General features: G+C 58.5%; 16 protein-coding genes. 7 read left to right on the top strand and 9 right to left on the bottom strand.

Annotation, left to right across the window (positions count from 1 at the left end; genetic code table 11):
* The first annotated feature begins 202 nt into the window (after positions 1-202).
* Positions 203-1,216 (top strand): acyltransferase family protein, encoded by a 1,014-nt coding sequence (locus HFD95_RS18770; RefSeq protein ID WP_061901746.1) that lies wholly within the window; start codon positions 203-205, stop codon positions 1,214-1,216.
* A 65-nt stretch (positions 1,217-1,281) separates the two neighbouring features.
* Here HFD95_RS18770 and panD read toward each other — a convergent pair whose 3' ends face one another.
* From panD to thpR, 9 genes are all read right to left on the bottom strand, one after another.
* Positions 1,282-1,662, bottom strand: coding sequence for an aspartate 1-decarboxylase (gene panD / locus HFD95_RS18765; RefSeq protein WP_010254022.1), 381 nt, complete (start codon positions 1,660-1,662; stop codon positions 1,282-1,284).
* Positions 1,663-1,709: 47 nt separating this feature from the next.
* Entirely contained in the window at positions 1,710-2,564 is an 855-nt protein-coding gene (gene panC / locus HFD95_RS18760) for a pantoate--beta-alanine ligase (protein WP_010671847.1), read from the bottom strand.
* Between the two features lie 15 nt (positions 2,565-2,579).
* Entirely contained in the window at positions 2,580-3,374 is a 795-nt protein-coding gene (panB, locus tag HFD95_RS18755; protein ID WP_010254026.1) for a 3-methyl-2-oxobutanoate hydroxymethyltransferase, read from the bottom strand.
* An 83-nt stretch (positions 3,375-3,457) separates the two neighbouring features.
* Positions 3,458-3,943 carry a 2-amino-4-hydroxy-6-hydroxymethyldihydropteridine diphosphokinase gene (gene folK, locus HFD95_RS18750; RefSeq protein ID WP_061703647.1) on the bottom strand — a complete coding sequence of 162 codons (486 nt, stop codon included), beginning with the start codon at positions 3,941-3,943 and terminating at the stop codon, positions 3,458-3,460.
* Positions 3,940-5,358, bottom strand: a complete 1,419-nt coding sequence (pcnB, locus tag HFD95_RS18745) for a polynucleotide adenylyltransferase PcnB (RefSeq protein ID WP_203583884.1) — start codon at positions 5,356-5,358, stop codon at positions 3,940-3,942. Before pcnB ends, folK begins: the two co-directional genes overlap by 4 nt.
* Positions 5,359-5,444: 86 nt before the next feature.
* Positions 5,445-6,323: a tRNA glutamyl-Q(34) synthetase GluQRS gene (gluQRS, locus tag HFD95_RS18740; RefSeq protein WP_010254032.1), complete on the bottom strand. Its 879-nt coding sequence runs from the start codon at positions 6,321-6,323 to the stop codon at positions 5,445-5,447.
* A gap of 73 nt (positions 6,324-6,396) precedes the next feature.
* Complete coding sequence (dksA, locus tag HFD95_RS18735) at positions 6,397-6,852, bottom strand: RNA polymerase-binding protein DksA (protein ID WP_010254035.1); 456 nt, start codon at positions 6,850-6,852, stop codon at positions 6,397-6,399.
* A gap of 247 nt (positions 6,853-7,099) precedes the next feature.
* Positions 7,100-7,804: a DNA/RNA nuclease SfsA gene (gene sfsA, locus HFD95_RS18730; protein WP_022625441.1), complete on the bottom strand. Its 705-nt coding sequence runs from the start codon at positions 7,802-7,804 to the stop codon at positions 7,100-7,102.
* Complete coding sequence (thpR, locus tag HFD95_RS18725; RefSeq protein WP_010671851.1) at positions 7,782-8,339, bottom strand: RNA 2',3'-cyclic phosphodiesterase; 558 nt, start codon at positions 8,337-8,339, stop codon at positions 7,782-7,784. Before thpR ends, sfsA begins: the two co-directional genes overlap by 23 nt.
* 36 nt (positions 8,340-8,375) lie before the next feature.
* Here thpR and hrpB point away from each other — a divergent pair, with 36 nt between their 5' ends.
* The 6 genes from hrpB to fhuB all read left to right on the top strand — a co-directional run bounded on the left by hrpB (position 8,376) and on the right by fhuB (position 19,607).
* The gene (gene hrpB / locus HFD95_RS18720) at positions 8,376-10,859 is read left to right on the top strand and encodes an ATP-dependent helicase HrpB (RefSeq protein WP_167430610.1); all 2,484 of its coding nucleotides are present in this window, start codon (positions 8,376-8,378) and stop codon (positions 10,857-10,859) included.
* Positions 10,860-10,957: 98 nt separating this feature from the next.
* Entirely contained in the window at positions 10,958-13,498 is a 2,541-nt protein-coding gene (gene mrcB, locus HFD95_RS18715) for a bifunctional glycosyl transferase/transpeptidase (RefSeq protein WP_010671853.1), read from the top strand.
* 199 nt (positions 13,499-13,697) lie between these two features.
* Positions 13,698-15,905 carry a ferrichrome porin FhuA gene (fhuA, locus tag HFD95_RS18710; protein ID WP_167430609.1) on the top strand — a complete coding sequence of 736 codons (2,208 nt, stop codon included), beginning with the start codon at positions 13,698-13,700 and terminating at the stop codon, positions 15,903-15,905.
* A 39-nt stretch (positions 15,906-15,944) separates the two neighbouring features.
* Positions 15,945-16,739: a Fe3+-hydroxamate ABC transporter ATP-binding protein FhuC gene (fhuC, locus tag HFD95_RS18705; protein ID WP_167430608.1), complete on the top strand. Its 795-nt coding sequence runs from the start codon at positions 15,945-15,947 to the stop codon at positions 16,737-16,739.
* Positions 16,740-16,749: 10 nt separating this feature from the next.
* On the top strand, positions 16,750-17,628 hold the full coding sequence (gene fhuD / locus HFD95_RS18700) for a Fe(3+)-hydroxamate ABC transporter substrate-binding protein FhuD (RefSeq protein ID WP_167430607.1): 879 nt from the start codon (positions 16,750-16,752) through the stop codon (positions 17,626-17,628).
* The gene (gene fhuB / locus HFD95_RS18695) at positions 17,628-19,607 is read left to right on the top strand and encodes a Fe(3+)-hydroxamate ABC transporter permease FhuB (RefSeq protein WP_061703654.1); all 1,980 of its coding nucleotides are present in this window, start codon (positions 17,628-17,630) and stop codon (positions 19,605-19,607) included. The genes fhuD and fhuB overlap by 1 nt, the downstream gene beginning before the upstream one ends.
* Positions 19,608-19,769 lie beyond the last annotated feature (162 nt).

Below are 19,769 nucleotides of genomic sequence, written 5' to 3'. Positions count from 1 at the left end.
TATCTGAATGATTCTTAACTATTAAATATTTTTTAAGAATAGCCTTAAAGTCTGGCTGTTGTTTATTTGATTATGAATTATCAGAATAGCGCCGGAATAAGGTTATTCCTCTGCTCAGGGACGAATGAGTAGGCTAAGAGTCTTCTTAATAAGAAAAATGGCAACCGAATCAGGGCCAGTTTTTAATCAAAGGCAGGAAAAGATGAATCGTATAACGTGGATCGATAATCTGCGGGGATTGAGTATTCTCGCAATCATTTTTTTGCACAGCACTATTGCCGTACATAATAACGCCGGACACTTTACCGCCTTCAGCGGCCTGTTAAATGAGATGCTGGCACCGGTAAGGCTGGGGCTGATGTTCTTTGTTTCAGGTTTATTTGTCGATGCCGGGTTAAGAAAAGGCCTGGGTCCTTTTTTTAATAACAAGGTGCGCAGTATTCTCTATCCATTTGTGGTCTGGGTTGCAGTCTACGGCGGGTTGAAAATCCTGTTCAGCTCGATGGCTAATACGCCGCAATCACCGATGAATATTATTCTCTCCCACCTGACCGGTGGCGGTGATATGACCTGGTTCCTGCATTCGCTGTTTATCTTCTTTATTGTGATTATCTTTGCCCGTCACTTGCCATTCCTGCTGGTGTTTGCCATCTGTATGACGCTGAGCTGGGCGCTGCCAGCGATTGAGGCGGATGGGGTGTTTGCCAGCTTCGACAATACCCACATCAATAAATCGCTTTATCTGTTTGTATTCTTCTATCTCGGCGATTACGTCGTGAGGAAGCAGGTGGATATCGCAGAGAAAGTGCAGCATGGCCCGACGCTGTTTATCTCAGTAATTAGTTTTGTACTGCTCTCATGCCTGAATATCTTTGTACTGGATCGTCATTCCCAGGCGTTATTGTCACCGCTGGCACTATTATCGGTTCCGTTCTTTGTCTGGATTGCGCTGAAACTGAAGTCTGAACTGGTCTACTACATAGGCGTCAATTCTATCGTCTTCTACCTGTCGCATTATCTGGCGATTCAGTTCTTCAGTAAGATTGTGAAGTTTGAAAGCCCGTCTGCCTGGGTAAATGACCTGAAGTTTATTTCGGCATTCCTGGTGGCGCTGGCGTTACCGTGGACATTATGTCTGATGAGAAAACGCGGCTGGTTTAATTTCCTCTTTACGATGAAAAAGTCATCGAAGCCGATGACAACCAAACCGGTTTAATTACTGCAGCAGAAATAAAAAGGGCCGCCCGTTTTACCGGCGGCCCTTTTTTAATCAGGTTGTAATCAGGCAATCTGCACCGGCAGCGCTTTCGCCAGACGCTTCATCTGGTTGTCACCTTCAAAATAGGCGACCTTAGGCTGCCACTGACGCGCTTCGGCATCGTCTACCTGCACATAGGAGCAGATAATTAAAATATCGCCTTCGCAGGCACAGCGGGCGGCCGCACCGTTGACCGAGATGATTTTCGAGCCACGCTCAGCCGCGATAGCGTAGGTGGAAAAGCGCTGACCGTTGGTGACGTTATAAATATCGATCGCTTCATATTGCAGAATGCCAGAAGCATCCAGGAAATCCTGATCGATAGCGCAGGAACCTTCATAATTGAGGTCCGCCTGCGTCACCTTCACGCGGTGCAATTTGCCTTGCAGAACTGTGCGAATCATAGCCAGAAACCTTGTCAGAGAAATAAAATAACCTGCAGCGGGATGAATTACTGCGTCAGGTCAACGGTTTGATTATCAATCAGGCGGGCCTTGCCCAGCCAGGCGGCCATCAGCACCACCGCGCGCTGGCTGTCCACCGTCAGCGGTTGCAGCGTTTCCGCATCACAGATCGCCAGGCCATCAGGACGCAATCCCTGCGCCAGCAGTGCCTCACTGGCTGCCTCAATGATCTCGTCAATATGACGCTCGCCATTCTCCAGCCGCGTCGCCATCTCATGCATCACCTGGCTCAGGACCGGAGCCAGCTTACGCTCATCTGCCGTCAGGTAGCCGTTACGCGAACTCAGCGCCAGGCCATCTTTAGCGCGCACCGTAGGCACACCAACAATCTCAATGTCGAAGCCCATATCGGCCACCATCTTACGAATGATAGCCAGCTGCTGAAAATCCTTTTCACCGAAACAGGCAATATCGGGCTGTACCAGATTAAACAGTTTGCTGACGATAGTGGCCACACCGCGAAAATGACCTGGACGTGTGGCCCCTTCCAGCAGGGAAGAGAGCACCGGCACCTCAACAAAGGTCTGATTCTGCGCGCCCTGCGGATAGACTTCAGCAGGTGAGGGGGCGAAGACGACATCAACCTGGTGGCGATTCAGCTTTTCACAATCTTCCTGCAGCGTGCGCGGGTAGCGCGCTAAATCATCGGCGCGATCGAACTGCATCGGATTGACAAAGATCGAGACAATCACGATGTCGCCGCGCGCCCGTGCTTCATCCACCAGCGTCAGATGACCTTCATGCAGGTTGCCCATGGTCGGCACCAGCGCAATGCGTTTACCCTGCTGGCGCCAGCGACGGACTTCCTGGCGCAGCATCAGCAGCGTTTCAATGATCAACACGGTGACTCTCCTGGATTACTGGAAACTGTGCTCTGCCGCCGGATAGGTTCCGGCCTCGACTTCGGCGATATAGTGGCGAATCGCCGCGCGAACATCGCCGGTCTCCGCCAGGAAATTTTTGGCAAATTTGGGAATGTGGCCGCCGGTCACGCCCAGCGCGTCATGCATCACCAGAATCTGACCATCGGTGACATTGCCGGCACCGATACCGATCACCGGGATGGTGAGCGCGTCGGTAATCCGCTGCGCTACCGACACCGGCACACACTCCAGCACCATCAGCTGTGCACCTGCGGCTTCCAGCGCCAGCGCATCGGCCAGCAACTGCTCTGCACCGGCTTCATCCCGGCCCTGCACTTTATAGCCGCCAAAGATATTGACCGACTGCGGTGTCAGGCCCAGATGACCACATACCGGAACGGCCCGCTCGGTCAGCATCTGCACGGTCTCAGCCAGCCAGCTACCGCCTTCCAGCTTCACCATGTTAGCACCCGCACGCATCAGCTGCGCGGCGTTGTCAAAGGTCTGCTGTGGCGTGGCATAACTCATAAACGGCAGGTCGGCGAGCAGCAGTGCCTGTGGTGCGCCACGGCGCACGGCGGCGGTGTGATAGGCGATGTCGCTGACCGTGACCGGCAGGGTGGAATCATGCCCCTGCACCGTCATCCCTAAAGAATCACCAACCAGCAGCACCTGAATACCTTCATCGGCAAACAAGCGGGCAAAACTGAAATCGTAGGCGGTCAGGGTCGCGAATTTTTTACCGCTGGCTTTCGCCTGACGCAGATGTGAAATCGTGGTGGGTTTCATGGCGCTCTCAACTCAGGAATTCTGATGGGCGCAGTTTACTGGATAGCGTGAAAGAGCGGAATCAGAGATGTGCGTTTGTCTGCTCAGCCGTGCCACAGCACGATGCTGCTACTGTCGAGGTTAGCCAGGATTGTGCTGAGTGCGCGACCGTCGGGCAGGCGGGCGTCTGGCGCAATCGCCAGCAGGGGCACCAGCATAAACGCACGATTCAGCAGATCATAGTGCGGCACAATCAGCCGCTCCGTGTTGATTTGCATCTCGCCAAACAGCATCAGATCGATATCCAGCGTGCGCGGACCCCAGCGTTCTGACTTGCGCACCCGGCCATGCTCCTGCTCGATCCGCTGGGTATGGTCAAGCAGCGCTTCTGCACTGAGATCGGTCTCCAGTGCCACGGCGGCATTGAGAAAATCGGGCTGATCGGGCGGGCCATAAGGCGGCGTGCGGTAGAACGGCGAGGTAGCGATGCGTTGCGTCTGCGGCAACGCATCCAGTGCGGTCAGCGCTGCATCAACCTGATGCAGCGGATCGGCCAGATTACTGCCTAACGCGAGGTAAACCCGTGTCATGAGACGTTCTGGTTGTCACGACGCGGTGCGGAAGGACGGCGGCGCGGACGACGCGATTTATTACGCGGCACCGGATCGTCACCCAGGTTATTGAGCATGTTTTTCTGATGCGGCGGCGCAGCCACCTGGAATTCACCCCACCACTGGCTCAGGCGCAGCAGTTCCGGGTTATTTTCCACTTCCGCCCGCAGCGCCAGCAGATCGTAAGCGGCGCGGAATTTCGGATGCTCCATCAGTTTCCAGGCGCGTTTACCGTGACGGCGGGACATGCGTAACTGCAGCAGCCAGATATCGCGGATTAGCGACGTAATACGTTTCGGAATCGCCAGCGCACGGCAGGCTTCGTCCAGCGTATCGTTCATCGCCATCGCAAAAGCTTCGAAGTAGGTCAGGCCACTCTCCTGCGCAATGCGTTCTGCCGTTTCAAGCTGCGGATACCAGAACATCGCGGCAAACAGGAACGCCGGGTTAACGCGCATGTCGTTGTGAATGCGGTTATCGGTGTTTTTCAGCACCTGCGCCAGCATCCGCTCCATGTGACTGTCGCTGTTTTCGGTGAAGTTGCGCGCCAGCGTCGGGAACAGGGGCTGGAACAGCTGATATTCACACAGCTTGAGATATGTGCTGTAGCCGTAGCCAGCCTGCAACATCTTCAGCGACTCTTCAAACAGGCGAGCAGGCGGAATATCACGCAACAGCGAGGCCAGACGTGGAATCGGCTCGGCGGTTTCCGGAGCAATGCTCATATTGAGTTTGGCAGCAAAGCGTGCGACGCGCAGCATGCGGACCGGATCTTCGCGGTAGCGGGTTTCCGGATCGCCAATCAGGCGAATGATGCCCTGTTCGAGATCGCTGATGCCGCCGACATAGTCACGCACGCTGAAATCAGCCACGCTGTAGTAGAGGCTGTTAATGGTGAGATCGCGTCGCTGGGCATCATCTTCGATAGAACCGAAGATGTTGTCGCGCAGCAGCATGCCGCTCTGGGCGCGCTGCGAGCTGTTGCGATCCTCTTCCGGCTCTTCCGCCTGATGATGTCCACGGAAGGTGGCGACTTCGATCACTTCCGGGCCAAACATCACGTGCGCCAGACGGAAACGACGGCCAACCAGGCGACAGTTGCGGAACAACTTACGCATCTGCTCAGGCGTGGCATTGGTGGTCACGTCGAAATCTTTGGGTTTTTGCCCCAGTAGCAAATCGCGCACGCCACCGCCTACCAGATAGGCTTCATAACCGGCTTTGTTCAGGCGATAGAGCACTTTGAGGGCATTTTCGCTGATGTCTTTACGTGAGATGGTATGGCTTTCACGAGGGATGATGGTCATCAGACGCTCTGGTTCAACCTCTGCTGGGGCTTCCTCTTCATCACGCTTCAGGACTTTCCGGCAAAAATTAGCTACTCGGGTAAAAATGGGACACCTCGACAGTGGCAATTAGGGTGTAGGTAAAATCAGCGGCTAATCATAGCCTGTTGAGAACCGTTTGAGAATGCTGTTGTCTATGCATCCGGTTTCAGGGCGTTCTCTTGCGGCATCAAAGCGATATTCCACTGCGACACCGCATCAGACAGCAGTTTGTCCTGCGTTAAGTCCTGCCAGCCGCCTGAAACCGGCTGTCCGAGGAAGCGTAACGCCGCCACCAACAGGGGTCTGGCATCGCCATCCGGCAGCGCAGGTGCATGATTCTGCTTCGACAACTTATGACCATCGTGGTTAAGCGCCAGCGGCAGATGCAGCCAGTCAGGCACCGGCCAGCCAAATTGCTGGCAGAGCGCAATCTGTCGCACCGTCGGCTCAATCAAATCTGCGCCGCGAACCACTTCGGTAATGCCCTGAAAATGATCATCGACAACGACCGCCAGGTTATAGGCAAACAGGCCATCACGGCGGTGAATAATAAAATCTTCCTGTGCCAGACGCCTGTCCGCCTCCACACGGCCACGCAGACGATCGTCAAACGCAAAGACCGGCGCATGCTGGCGTAAACGCAGCGCGGCATTCTCCGGTCCGCGTTGCCGTTCACGGCAGTAACCATCATAGAAACCGCCAATCTGCTGAATGCGACGCCGGGGGCAGGTGCAGTAATAGCTCTGACGATGCTGCTGCAGCCAGGCCAGCGCGTCACGGTAGGCCTCATGACGTTGTGACTGCCACAGAACCTCGCCATCCCACTCTAAACCGTAGTGCTCCAGCTGATGCAGGATACGGCTGGCGGCACCCGGTACTTCCCGTGGCGGATCGATATCTTCAATTCTCACCCGCCAGACGCCGTTTTGCGCACGCGCGCTCAGGTAACTGCCCAGGGCAGCAATCAGCGATCCGAAGTGGAGTTCACCAGAGGGAGAAGGGGCGAAGCGACCGATACAGGAGGATGACATAGGTTTCAGAAGTGACCACGCAGCGGACAAAACAGCAGTTGTTCCACTGCGTGGTAACAGGCTGGACGCGGCATCAGCCGGCCATTTGTTTCTCACGAATTTCTGCTAACGTCTTACAGTCGATGCAGAGATCGGCAGTAGGACGGGCTTCGAGACGGCGGATACCAATCTCAACGCCACAGGAATCGCAATAGCCGAAGTCGTCATCTTCAACTTTCTTCAGCGTCTTCTCGATCTTTTTGATCAGTTTACGTTCGCGATCGCGGTTACGCAGCTCCAGGCTGAACTCCTCTTCCTGCGCGGCACGGTCAACCGGGTCCGGGAAGTTAGCGGCTTCATCCTGCATATGAGAAACGGTACGATCGACTTCGTCCCGTAATTGATTACGCCAGGCTTCCAGAATCTTGCGAAAATGGGTCAGCTGCGCATCATTCATATACTCTTCGCCAGGCTTCACCTGATAAGGTTCGACGCCAGCAATAGAGAGAATACTCAGGGACGATGTTTTACGGTTTTGACCTTCTTGCATGTTGCTTCTCCTGGATAACACGCACTATACCCTTCGAATTTCGTCTCGCAGGGGCCTTGCTGCCAGCCTGCATTTGACGTCTGCGGGGTACATCGATCCCCCATTGGGGAAAAAAACAGGCCGCTATAAATAACAGAAGCAGTCAGGGTTGGCAATTCTTCATGAACACACCTTGACAAGCCTGTGAGGAACAGCGTAATTGGCCCTTAGCTCAGAACATTCTTAACACATAAAATTGCAAAAGATATTACAAGGTTACGTTGATCGGCGATTTAAGAAACATTCCCTCCGCCGATAAGTCTGCCTGATACGCTAAAACCTCTACGCCCTCCTGCTGCGCCTGAGCCAGTTGTTCTGCATACGCCACATCAATGTGACGTGCCGGAGAAACGTCCTCAATCCCCGAGTGCAAAACGGCAAACAACAAAACGGCCCGATGACCCTCTGCCGCAACTGTTGCCAGTTCACGCAGGTGTTTCTGTCCTCGAATCGTCACCGCATCCGGAAAATACCCTTTTCCTTCATGTAGAAGGGTTACGGATTTCACCTCAATATAGCAGTTGCGCCGGGCCTCTGCTTTGAGCAGGAAATCAATTCTGCTTTTTTCAGTGCCATATCTCACTTCCGCCTGACGATGCGTATAACCGGCCAGCGCCGGCAGCCGATCCTGCTCCAGCGCCTCAGCCACCAGCTGGTTGGCGCGCAGCGTATTCACGCAGATCCAGTGGCCCTGTTGTGTTTCGGTCAGTTCCCAGCTGTGGGGGTATTTGCGCGTCAGGCTGTCGGACGTCGAGTACCAGACCCGATCGCCCGGCGTGGCGCAGCCGGTCATGGCGCCGGTATTGGCGCAGTGAATTGTCAGAACGTCGCCCTCTGGCGTCACCACATCGGCCAAAAAACGTTTGTAACGGACGATCAGACGGGCGGGTTTAAGGGGCGGAGAGAAGTGCATGTGGATCCTGAGAATGTAATGGCCAGCTAGCCAGGGCGCGATAGCGGGTGCGGCCCCGGGCATATTCAGAGGCGAACAGAGAAAAGGTGGAGACGCGAAAACGCCAGTGAAAGCCGCGCGGCGGTAACGTCACCGGCTGCGTGGCGTGGCGTAACAGCGTGATGTGCGGATGAAACGGCTGGGGGCTCTGGTAACAGCCATGCCGGGCGGCCTGGGCCCGCAGCAGGCTGGCGAGCTGCAACAGACCGCGTGGCGCGCGCTGGCAGCCGAGCCAGACCACGCCGGGGCGCGGCCAGTGTCCGGCATCATCAAGGTCGAGATCAAAACCGGGCTGCACAATACGGGAGGCCAGCGTCTGCAGGCGCTGTGAGGTTTCCGGCGCAACTTCACCAAGAAACGCCAGCGTCAGGTGCAGATTCGCCGCGACCACCGGCTGGCCCGCCTCCGCAGGAAAGGTATCGGCCCGCCAGCGCACCAGCTCTTGCTGCATCTCGTCAGGCAGGCTGATGGCAAAAAATAAGCGTTGTGTCGCCATGGCGCTCTCCGGCAAATATCACGGATGGATGCTACAATGCGCGCCATCTTAGCACAGGCAGAAGCGGAGTTTGCTGTGAGCGATTTACCGGTCAGCGCGGTGCTGCCTGACATCCTGGCGGCGCTGAGTGACGCCCCACAAATCCTGCTGGCCGCGCCCACGGGGGCAGGCAAATCGACCTGGCTGCCGCTGCAGTTGTTACAGCAGGCGGCGCTGCCGGGACGGATCATCATGCTGGAGCCACGTCGGCTGGCGGCGCGTAATGTGGCGCAGCGGCTGGCGGAGCAACTCGGCGAGCAGCCGGGTGGCACGGTGGGATTCCGGATGCGTGGCGAAAGCTGCGTCGGGCCACAGACCCGGCTGGAAGTGGTGACCGAAGGCATGCTCACCCGCATGCTTCAGCACGACCCGATGCTGGAAGGCGTGTCGCTGGTGATCCTCGATGAATTTCACGAGCGCAGCCTGCAGGCCGATCTGGCGCTGGCGCTGCTGCTTGATGTACAGCAGGGGCTGCGCGACGACCTTAAAATCATGCTGATGTCCGCCACGCTGGACAACGCCCGGCTGGCGGCGCTGCTGCCGGATGCGCCACTGATCGTCTCAGAAGGGCGCAGCTATCCGGTTGAGCGGCGTTACGCGTCACTGAATCAGAATGTGCGTTTTGAAGAGGCGGTCGCGCGTGAAGTCGCCCAGCTGCTGCGGGATGAGAGCGGTTCGCTGCTGCTGTTTCTGCCGGGTGTGGCGGAGATCGAACGGGTGAAGCGCGAGCTGGAATCACGCATCAGTGACGACGTTGATCTGACGCCGCTCTATGGCGCACTGCCGCTGGCGGCGCAGCGCCGGGCAATTCTGCCTGCTGCCGACGGCCGCCGCAAAGTGGTGCTTGCCACCAATATCGCCGAAACCAGCCTGACCATTGAGGGGATTCGGCTGGTGGTCGACAGTGCGCTGGAACGCAGCGCTCTGTTTGACGCCCGCAGCGGCGTGACGCGTCTGCAGACCCAGCGAATCAGCCAGGCATCGATGATCCAGCGAGCGGGTCGCGCCGGGCGACTGATGCCGGGACTCTGCCTGCATCTGGTGCCGCAGGAGCAGGCATCACGAGCGGCGGCGCAGAGTGAACCGGAAATCGTTAACAGCGATCTCTCGTCACTGTGGCTGGATCTGCTGCAGTGGGGCTGTACCCAGCCGCAACAGCTGCAGTGGCTGGACCAGCCGCCCGCCAGAAATCTGGATGCGGCGCAGCAGCAGCTGACCCGACTGGGAGCACTGGACAACAACGGCCTGCTCAACACGCTGGGACGGCGCATGGCGCAGCTGGGATGCGATCCCCGACTCGCCGCCATACTGTGTGCCGCAAGCGATGAGCCGGATGCGGTCGCCAGCGCCGCGCTGCTGGTGGCGATTCTGGAAGATCCTCCCCGCAGCGGCAGCACCGACCTGCGTGATGCGCTGCATCGGCCGCAGGCGCAATGGCAGCGGCGGGCGCAGCAGTGGCAGCAGCGGCTTAAAATCCGTGGCGGGCGCATCGATGAAGATCGTTTCGCCGGATTGCTGGCGGTGGGCTTTGGCGATCGGCTGGCGCGGCGACGCGATCAGAGCGGTCGCTATCAGCTGGCCAACGGGCTGGGCGCCAGACTCGATGAGCAGGATGGCCTGACGCGTAATGAGTGGCTGATTGCGCCTGCTCTGTTGCAGGGCAGTGCCACACCGGATGCCCGGATGTTGCTGGCACTGCCGGTCGATATTGAAACGCTGTGCCAGCAGCAGCCCGCCCTGATTGAGCGCCGGACCGAAGTAGAGTGGGACGAAGAGAAAGGCACGCTGCGTGCTTTCAGACGTGAGCAGATTGGCGCGCTGATACTGAAAACCCAGCCGATGGCGCGCCCGGAACCGGAGGTGCTGCACGCGGCCATGCTGCGCTGGATCGTCGAAAAAGGTCTGTCGGTACTGGGCTGGACGCCGGAGGCCGAACAGCTGCGTCTGCGAATCCAGTGTGCGGCCCGGTGGCTGCCGGAAGAGAGCTGGCCCGCGACCGACGATGAAACGCTGCTTGAGAGCCTGTCGCAGTGGCTGTTGCCGCAGATGTCAGCGGTACGCGATCTCCGCAGCCTGCAGGCGGTGAACCTGACCACGGCACTCTTACATTTACTCACATGGTCACAGCGTCAGCGGCTGGATACTGTGCTGCCAACTCATTACACTGTGCCCACCGGAAGCCGGCTGCCAATCCGCTACGATGCGGAGAAGCCGCCCGCGCTGGCGGTAAGGATTCAGGAGATGTTTGGCGAGGCGCAGAATCCCACCGTGGCGGAAGGACGAATTCCGCTGGTGCTGGAGCTGTTATCGCCCGCCCAGCGCCCGTTGCAGATCACCCGCGATCTGGCGGCGTTCTGGCGCGGTGCCTGGCCGGAGGTCAGGAAAGAGATGAAGGGACGTTATCCTAAACATCCCTGGCCCGAGGATCCGGCCACCGCCTTGCCAACAAGGCGAACCAAAAAAATGTCCCCGCAGGGTTGAGTCCGCTGGATCGAATTCAGAGGGTTCTGCCATGCGGCACGCGAGAAAGCAGTTAGAGTAGCGGCGCTGCCGTAAGCACTGCCTGGAGAAGAAAAGTAATGTCTGGGAACGATCGCGAACCAATAGGGCGCAAAGGTAAACCGTTGCCGCCGCGCAGCAGTGCGGGCCGGGGACGACGCAGGGATATCGAACAGGATATCGATCAGGACGATTTTAATGATGACGAGGAGGAAGCGCCGGTGCCACGTAAAGGTAAAGGTGGAAAACCGCCGCGCGGCAAACGCCGTTGGCTGGGATGGGTAATCAAACTGTTCCTGGTGTTTGTGGTGGTCATGGCCGCGTGGGGCATCTACCTCGACTCGGAAATTCGCAGCCGGATTGACGGTAAAGTGTGGCAACTGCCCGCCACCGTCTATGGCCGCATGGTCAGCCTGGAACCCGGCATGGCCTACAACAAAAGTGAAATGGTGGCGCTGCTGGAAGGTACTCAGTATCGCGAAGTCTCCCGTATTACCCGCCCTGGCGAGTTTTCGGTGAAGGGCAACACCATCGATCTGCTGCGTCGCCCGTTTGATTTCCCCGACAGTAAAGAGGGGCAGATCCACGCGCGCATGAGCTTCAGTAAAGATGAGCTGAGCGAGATTAAAAACCTTGAAACCGGTCGTGATTTTGGCTTTTTCCGCCTCGATCCGCGTCTGATCACCATGCTGCAGTCGCCGAACGGTGAACAGCGACTCTTCGTACCGCGCGCCGGTTTCCCGGATCTGCTGGTCGATACGCTGATCGCCACCGAAGATCGCCATTTCTATGAGCATGATGGCATCAGCCCTTACTCCATCGGCCGCGCCTTCCTGGCGAACATCACGGCCGGGAAAGCGGTGCAGGGCGGCAGTACGCTGACGCAGCAGCTGGTGAAGAACCTGTTCCTCACCAACGAGCGTTCGCTGTGGCGTAAAGCGCGTGAAGCCTATATGGCGGTGATCATGGATGCGCGCTACAGCAAAGATCGCATCCTGGAGCTCTACCTGAACGAGGTCTATCTCGGTCAGGCTGGCAGCGATCAGATCCGCGGTTTCCCGCTGGCCAGCCTCTACTACTTTGGCCGTCCGGTTGATGAGCTGAGTCTGGATCAGCAGGCGATGCTGGTCGGCATGGTGAAAGGCGCGTCGCTCTATAATCCGTGGCGTAACCCGAAACTGGCGCTGGAACGACGCAACCTCGTGCTGCGCCTGTTGCAGCAGCAGAAAGTGATCGACCAGGAGCTGTATGACATGCTGTCGGCCCGTCCGCTGGGCGTGCAGCCGAAAGGCGGCGTGATTACGCCGCAGCCGGCCTTTATGCAGATGGTGCGTAACGAGCTTCAGGCGAAACTGGGTGACAAGGTGAAAGATCTCTCCGGGGTGAAAATCTTCACCACGCTGGATCCGGTGTCGCAGGATGCGGCCGAAAAGGCGGTGATCGATGGCATTCCGACGCTGAAAAAACAGCGTGGTCTGAAAGATCTGGAAACCGCGATGGTGGTGGTTGACCGTTTCAGCGGCGAAGTCCGCGCTATGGTCGGCGGTGCCGATCCACAGTATGCCGGTTACAACCGCGCGCTGCAGGCACGCCGCTCTATCGGCTCACTGGCGAAACCGGCGACTTACCTGACCGCGCTGAGCCAGCCAAACAGCTACCGGCTGAACAGCTGGATCGCCGATGAGCCGATTGCGCTGAAACAGCCAAACGGCAGCATCTGGAAACCGATGAACGACGATCGTCGCTTCAGCGGCAAAGTGATGCTGGTGGATGCGCTGACCAACTCAATGAACGTGCCGACCGTAAACCTCGGTATGACGCTGGGGCTGGATGCGGTAGTGGATACCTGGAACAAGCTGGGCGTGCCAAAAGAGCAGCTGCATCCGGTGCCATCGATGCTGCTGGGTGCCTTAAACCTGACACCGGTTGAAGTGGCTCAGGCGTTCCAGTCGATTGCCAGCGGCGGCAACCGCGCGTCGCTGTCAGCGGTGCGTTCGGTGATTGCGGAAGATGGCAGCGTGCTCTATCAGAGCTATCCGCAGGCGCAGCGTGTTGAGCCGGCGCAGGCCGCTTATCTGACGCTCTACACCATGCAACAGGTGGCTGACCACGGTACCGCCCGTGCGCTGGGCGCACGTTTCCCGAATGCGCATCTGGCGGGCAAAACCGGTACTACCAACGATCTGGTGGACAGCTGGTTTGCCGGTATTGATGGTAAAGAAGTGGCGATCACCTGGGTGGGACGCGATAACAACCAGCCGACCAAACTCTATGGTGCCAGCGGCGCGATGCAGCTCTACCGTCGCTACCTGGACATTCAGGCCCCGATGCCGTTACAGCTGACGCCACCGGAAGATGTGTCGCTGATGAATGTGGATTCTGCCGGTAACTTTGTCTGCGGCACGGGCAGCAGCACCTGGCGTTCTCTGCCGGTATGGGCGCTGGATCCGAATGCGCTGTGTCAGCAACAGCAGCAGCAGGTTCAGCAGCAACAACAGCTCTTCGATCAGCAGCAGCAACAACAGCAGCAGCAGCAGCCGCAACAACCGGCCCAGCAACAGCAGGAGCAGAAAGATAGCGACGGCGTAGCAGGGTGGATAAAAGATATGTTTGGCAAATAAATCAGTCAGACAGGTTAAAAAGGGCGCTTCGGCGCCCTTTTTTTGTTCCTGATCAATACGCGTCAATCGGCCTGCAAACGGCGTCACTACTGGGATTTCTTCTTGCAGTGCCTGCTGAATTTCGCATATTATCTAAGCGTTATAATAATCATTATCGTTTCGATTCGCCTGCCTGAGCCTATTGTTAAGAGACACTTTTATGAATGCGCGAACGACTTTTTCTGACAACACCAAAAAAACATTTTCCCGACCGCTTCTGGGCATCATGATCTCACTGAGCCTGAGCTCCTCTCTTTACGCCGCGCAGGCGGAGACGATGGTCGTCTCGGCTGATGGCGGCAGCGGCGTCGAGGCGGAAAGCGCCTGGGGACCGGCACCCACCGTGGCAGCGAAACGCAGCGCCACCGGGACCAAAACTGATACCCCCATTGAAAAAAATCCGCAGTCCATCTCCGTGGTCACCCGTGAAGAGATGGAGATGCGTAACGTAACCAGCGTGAAAGGGGCGTTTAACTACACGCCTGGCGTGCTGACCGGTAACCGGGGCAGCTCAGACGTGATTGATGCGCTGTCGATTCGCGGTTTCAGCGAAACCAACACCAATCAGTATCTGGATGGTCTGAAACTGCAGGGTGACAACTACTCTGAGTTTGCCATCGATCCTTACTTCCTGGAACGCGCTGAACTGCTGCGCGGCCCGGTTTCGGTGCTCTACGGTAAGAGCAATCCCGGCGGGGTGGTCTCGCTGGTGAGTAAGCGTCCGACCCAGGAAACCCTGCGTGAAGTGCAGTTCCAGATGGGCAACGACAACCTCTTCTCGACCGGTTTTGACTTTGGCGGCGCGCTGGACGACGACGGCGTCTACAGCTATCGCCTGACCGGCCAGGCGCGCAGTCAGGATGCGCAGCAGGCGATGAACAAAGAGAAGCGCTACACCATCGCACCGGCTTTCAGCTGGCGTCCCGACGATCGCACCCGCATTGACCTGCTGACCTATTTCCAGAACGAGCCAGAAACCGGTTATTACGGCTGGCTGCCGCGTCAGGGCACGGTGGTACCGATCACCCGCGCTGATGGCAGCCAGTACAAACTGCCAACCAACTTTGATGAAGGCGAGCAGAGCAACAAGATTTCACGCAACACCAAAATGGTCGGTTATAACGCCGAGCACAGCTTTAACGACACCTGGACGCTGCGCCAGAACCTGCGTTATGCCGACCTGCGCACCGATTACCGCAGCATTTATGGCAATGGTTTCCTGCCGGCGACTCAGGAAATCACGCGCGGTTCGGCGGTTTCAGAAGAGAAACTCAACCAACTGGCGGTCGATACCCAGGCGCAGGCGAAATTCGCCACCGGCCAGGTTGATCATACGCTGCTGCTGGGCGTGGACTTCCAGCGTACCCGCAATGATATCGACGCACAGTTTGGCACTGCCTCCAGCCTGAATGCGGTTAATCCGCAATATGGTGATAACAGCGTAACGCCATTTGCCGATCCTTATCAGCATCTCAACAAACAGCGTCAGACCGGCCTCTATGCTCAGGACCAGATGGAGTGGAACCGCTGGGTGCTGACGCTGGGTGGCCGCTACGACTATGCCATGAACTCGGTTTACGATCGGGTAGCGGATAGCGTTGATCGTCAGAACGATCAGGCCTTTACCTGGCGCGGCGGCCTGAACTATGTGTTTGATAACGGCATCGCGCCTTACTTCAGCTACAGCGAAGCCTTTATTCCGAATGCGGGTGCGACCTATGACGGTCAGGCATTTGATCCGTCACGTGCTAAGCAGTATGAAGCGGGCGTGAAGTATGTGCCGAAAGATCGTCCGGTGGTGCTCACCGCAGCGCTTTATCAGCTGACCAAAACCAAAAACCTGACCGCGGACCCTGATACGTTTAATCATCCGTTTGCCAGCGTGCAGAGCGGTGAAATCCGATCACGGGGCGTAGAGCTGGAAGCTAAAGCGGCGCTGAATGCCAACGTTAACCTGACGGCGTCCTACACCTACACCGATGCGGAATATACCGAAGACACCCAGCTCAAAGGCAAAACGCCGGTACAGGTGCCGAAACATATGGCCTCACTGTGGAGCGACTACACCTTCCACGAAACCGCTTTGTCAGGCGTGACGATCGGCGCGGGTGTGCGTTATGTCGGTGAGAGCCAGGGGCTTTACAGCACTGGCACTGAGCAGAACCAGAACTTTAAAGTTGCCGGTTACACCACGGTGGATGCGGCGCTGAAATATGATCTGGGTCGTTTCGGTTTGCCGGGTTCGACAGTGGGCGTCAACGTCAACAATCTGTTTGACCGCGACTACGTCGCCAGCTGCTACCGTGAATACGCCTGCTACTGGGGTGCGGAACGACAGATTGTCGGCACCGCGACCTTCAGATTCTGATTTAACCGGGCGCTTCGGCGCCCGTTCACAGGGATAACCATGCCGCATCCGCACGCAGAAGAGGCGACCTTTACGCTGAAAAACGCCAGTTTTGAAGTGCCGGGCCGGACTCTCCTTCAGCCACTGTCGCTGACCTTTCCGCCGGGAAAAGTGACCGGGCTGATCGGTCACAACGGCTCGGGCAAATCAACACTGTTAAAAATGCTGGGTCGTCACCACGCAGCCAGCAGCGGAGAGGTGCTGTTGAATCAGCAGCCCGTCGGACGCTGGAACAGCAAAGCCTTTGCCCGTCAGGTGGCCTATCTGCCGCAGCAGTTATCGGCAGCCGAAGGGATGACGGTGCGTGAACTGGTGGCGATTGGCCGCTATCCCTGGCACGGCGCGCTGGGGCGCTTTGGTCAGGAAGATCGCGACCGGGTAGAGGATGCGATTGGCCAGGTCGGGCTTAACGCCTTTGCCGGACGGCTGGTAGATAGCCTGTCGGGCGGCGAGCGTCAGCGCGCCTGGCTGGCGATGATGGTGGCGCAGAACAGCCGCTGTCTGCTGCTGGATGAACCGACGTCGGCGCTGGATATTGCCCATCAGGTTGAGGTGCTGGCGCTGATAAAAGCACTGAGCCAGCAGCGGGGCTTAACCGTGATTGCGGTGCTGCACGATATCAATATGGCAGCACGCTACTGCGATCATCTGGTGGCGCTGCGTCAGGGCGCGATGATTGCCGAAGGAGACGCAGAGGCGATTATGCAGGCTGAGGTGCTCGGTGCGATTTATGGCATTCCGATGGACATTTTACCGCACCCGCAGGGCGGCGCGCCGGTCAGTTTTGTCTGTTAAGGAGAGGATGATGCCCGATCTTAATCGCCGCCGACTGATGCTGGCGCTGGCAGTCTCTCCGCTGTTTTGTGCGCTTCCCCTGCGTGCCGCCACGCCAAATCCGGGTCGGATTATTGCACTGGAGTGGTTACCCACCGAACTGCTGATAGCACTAGGCGTCACGCCCTGGGGCGTGGCCGATCTGCACAACTACAATATCTGGGTAGGGGAGCCGCCGCTTCCTCAGGGTGTGATCGATGTAGGTCTGCGCACCGAACCCAATCTTGAGCTGATGGCGCAAATGCAGCCGTCGCTGATCCTCTGCTCCAACGGCTACGGCCCGCCTAAAGAGAAACTGACGCGCATCGCGCCTATTATGGGCTTCGACCTCCACAGCGGCGACGGGAAACCTCTCACTGCCGCGCGCGCATCGCTGCGTCAGCTGGCGGCGCGCCTTGGATTAAGCGCGCGAGCGGAACAGCATCTGCGCGAGGTTGATGATCAGCTGGCGGCGGCGCGCCAGCGGCTGGCGCCCTATGCCGGACGCACTATCCTGCTGATGTCGCTGCTCGACAGTCGTCACGCCATTACCTTCGGCAAAAACAGTCTGTTTCTGGAAGTGATGACTCTGCTGGGCCTGAAAAATGGCTGGCAGGGCGAAACAAATTTCTGGGGCAGCGCGGTGATCGGCATTGAAAAGCTGGCGCAGGTCGGGGATGTGGATGTCATCTGCTTTGATCATGATAACGATGCGGAGATGCAGCAACTGATGCGCAGCCCGCTGTGGCAGTCGCTGCCGTTTGTACGCACCGGACGCTTTCAGCGCGTCCCGGCCGTCTGGTATTACGGTGCGACGCTCTCGGCGCTGCACTTTGTTCGCGTGCTGGAACGCGCGCTGGAGTCGCACTGATGCGCCATGCTCTGTTTCCCGCAGGCCTCCTCAGCCTGCTGTTTCTGCTGGCGCTCAGCCTGACGCTGGTCAATCTGCATCAGGCGTTGCCACAGGCTGAATGGTGGCAGGCACTCTGGTCACCGGCGGTCGATAGCCTGCCGCAGATGGTGTTTCACCACAGCCTGCTGCCGCGTATCGTGCTGGCGCTGCTGGTGGGGAGTGGACTGGGGTTAGCCGGTCTGCTGTTTCAGCAGATATTGCGTAATCCGCTGGCGGAGCCAACCACGCTGGGCGTCTCTTCCGGCGCACAGCTGGGCATTACCGTGGCGACGCTGTGGCATCTGCCGGGCGGGGCGCTGACACAGCAGTTTGCCGCGCTCAGTGGCGCGCTGCTGGTGGGGGCGCTGGTGTTTGGTGTGGCCTGGGGTAAACGTCTGTCGCCGGTAACGCTGATTCTGGCCGGGCTGGTGCTGAGCCTCTACAGCGGCGCGGTGAATCAAATCTTCGCTATCTTCAATCACGATCAGCTGCAGAACATGTTTCTGTGGAGCACCGGCGCGCTGAATCAGATGAGCTGGGAAAATGTGCAGCAACTCTGGCCGCGCCTGCTGCTGGCGTTTGTGCTGGCGCTGGCGCTGCTGCGTCCGCTGACGCTGATGGGGCTGGATGATGGCGTAGCGAAAAACCTTGGCCTTGCGCTCTCCGTGGCGCGTGTCGGTGGCCTCGGGCTGGCGATCCTGCTCAGCGCACAGCTGGTCAACGTCGCCGGTATCATCGGCTTTATCGGGCTGTTTGCGCCGCTGCTGGCGAAGCTGCTGGGTGGACGACGGCTCATCACCCGGATGCTGCTGGCTCCGCTGACTGGCGCGCTGCTGCTGTGGCTGGCGGACAGTTGCGTGTTGTGGCTCAGCACTCACTGGCGCGATATCCCGACCGGCACCGCCACGGCGCTGCTCGGCGTACCGATTCTGCTGTGGCTGCTGCCGCGACTGCGCACCGGTTCGGTGCCGCCCGCGCTGAATCAGGGTGATAAGGTGCCCGCCGAGCGACAGAACCTGCTGCGCTGGGCGCTGACGGGACTTGCCATCCTGGCGCTGCTGGGGTGGGGTGGTCTGGCGTTTGGTCGTGATGCGCAGGGCTGGGTCTGGTCTGCGGGTGAGATGCTGCAATCGCTGCTGCCATGGCGCGCACCGCGCGTGCTGGCCGCGCTGGTGACCGGCCTGATGCTGGGCGTGGCGGGGAGTCTGATTCAGCGGCTGACCGGCAATCCCATGGCCAGCCCGGAAGTGCTGGGCATCAGTTCGGGTGCCGCTTTTGGCGTGGTGATGATGATGTTCTTTGTGCCGGGCGATGCGCTGGCCTGGCTGCTGCCCGCCGGTGCGCTGGGCGCGGCGCTGACGTTGCTGGTGATCATGGCGGTAGCCAGTCGGGGCGGCTTTTCGCCGGAACGAATGCTGCTGGCGGGCATGGCGCTTAACAGCGCCTTTGTCACCCTGCTGATGCTACTGCTGGCGAGTGGCGATCCGCGTATGGGCGGGCTGCTTAGCTGGATCTCCGGCTCGACCTATAACATCAGCGGCACTCAGGCGGTTCAGAGCGCAATCTGCGCGCTGGTGCTGGTGTCGCTGGCACCGCTGGCCAGTCGCTGGCTGACGTTGCTGCCGCTGGGAAGCGCTACCGCACGCTCGGCCGGTATGGCGTTGACGCCTGCGCGGCTGAGTCTGCTGCTGCTGGCGGCCGCGCTGACCGCCAGCGCGACACTGACTATCGGTCCGCTGAGTTTTGTCGGACTAATGGCGCCCCATATGGCGCGCATGCTGGGATTCCGGCGGGCGTTACCGCAACTGCTGCTGTCAGGATTACTGGGGGCGGGATTGATGGTGCTGGCTGACTGGTGCGGACGGATGCTGGCATTCCCGGATCAGATCCCAGCCGGGCTGATGGCGACCTTTTTAGGCGCGCCTTACTTTATCTGGCTGCTGCGGCGTTCAGGTTAAGAGGAAAAAGCAGGCTGGTTTCAGACGCCGGCCAGATCCAAAGTAGGGTGAATCTGACAACAACGAAGAAGCTCAATGCGCAGGAAATTGGGTCAGAGGAGGAAAGCGTCCCGCGGCAGGGACAAAAACGCCGGGAGCGTTTTTGAACAACGCGAAGCGTTG

The organism is Pantoea sp. EKM10T (genome assembly GCF_011800685.1).
GTDB classification, from domain to species: Bacteria; Pseudomonadota; Gammaproteobacteria; order Enterobacterales; family Enterobacteriaceae; genus Pantoea; species Pantoea agglomerans.
The sequence above is the reverse complement of the archived record's forward strand: the minus strand, read 5'-3'. Positions and strand labels throughout refer to the sequence as shown.

Coding starts and splice junctions, on each gene's coding strand:
- fhuB (WP_061703654.1), top strand. CDS start 17,628: ATGCGCCATGCTCTGTTTCCCGCAGGCCTCCTCAGCCTGCTGTTTCTG.
- HFD95_RS18770 (WP_061901746.1), top strand. CDS start 203: ATGAATCGTATAACGTGGATCGATAATCTGCGGGGATTGAGTATTCTC.
- folK (WP_061703647.1), bottom strand. CDS start 3,943: ATGACACGGGTTTACCTCGCGTTAGGCAGTAATCTGGCCGATCCGCTG.
- mrcB (WP_010671853.1), top strand. CDS start 10,958: ATGTCTGGGAACGATCGCGAACCAATAGGGCGCAAAGGTAAACCGTTG.
- dksA (WP_010254035.1), bottom strand. CDS start 6,852: ATGCAAGAAGGTCAAAACCGTAAAACATCGTCCCTGAGTATTCTCTCT.
- fhuD (WP_167430607.1), top strand. CDS start 16,750: ATGCCCGATCTTAATCGCCGCCGACTGATGCTGGCGCTGGCAGTCTCT.
- sfsA (WP_022625441.1), bottom strand. CDS start 7,804: ATGCACTTCTCTCCGCCCCTTAAACCCGCCCGTCTGATCGTCCGTTAC.
- thpR (WP_010671851.1), bottom strand. CDS start 8,339: ATGGCGACACAACGCTTATTTTTTGCCATCAGCCTGCCTGACGAGATG.
- fhuA (WP_167430609.1), top strand. CDS start 13,698: ATGAATGCGCGAACGACTTTTTCTGACAACACCAAAAAAACATTTTCC.
- gluQRS (WP_010254032.1), bottom strand. CDS start 6,323: ATGTCATCCTCCTGTATCGGTCGCTTCGCCCCTTCTCCCTCTGGTGAA.
- hrpB (WP_167430610.1), top strand. CDS start 8,376: ATGCGCGCCATCTTAGCACAGGCAGAAGCGGAGTTTGCTGTGAGCGAT.
- panD (WP_010254022.1), bottom strand. CDS start 1,662: ATGATTCGCACAGTTCTGCAAGGCAAATTGCACCGCGTGAAGGTGACG.
- fhuC (WP_167430608.1), top strand. CDS start 15,945: ATGCCGCATCCGCACGCAGAAGAGGCGACCTTTACGCTGAAAAACGCC.
- panB (WP_010254026.1), bottom strand. CDS start 3,374: ATGAAACCCACCACGATTTCACATCTGCGTCAGGCGAAAGCCAGCGGT.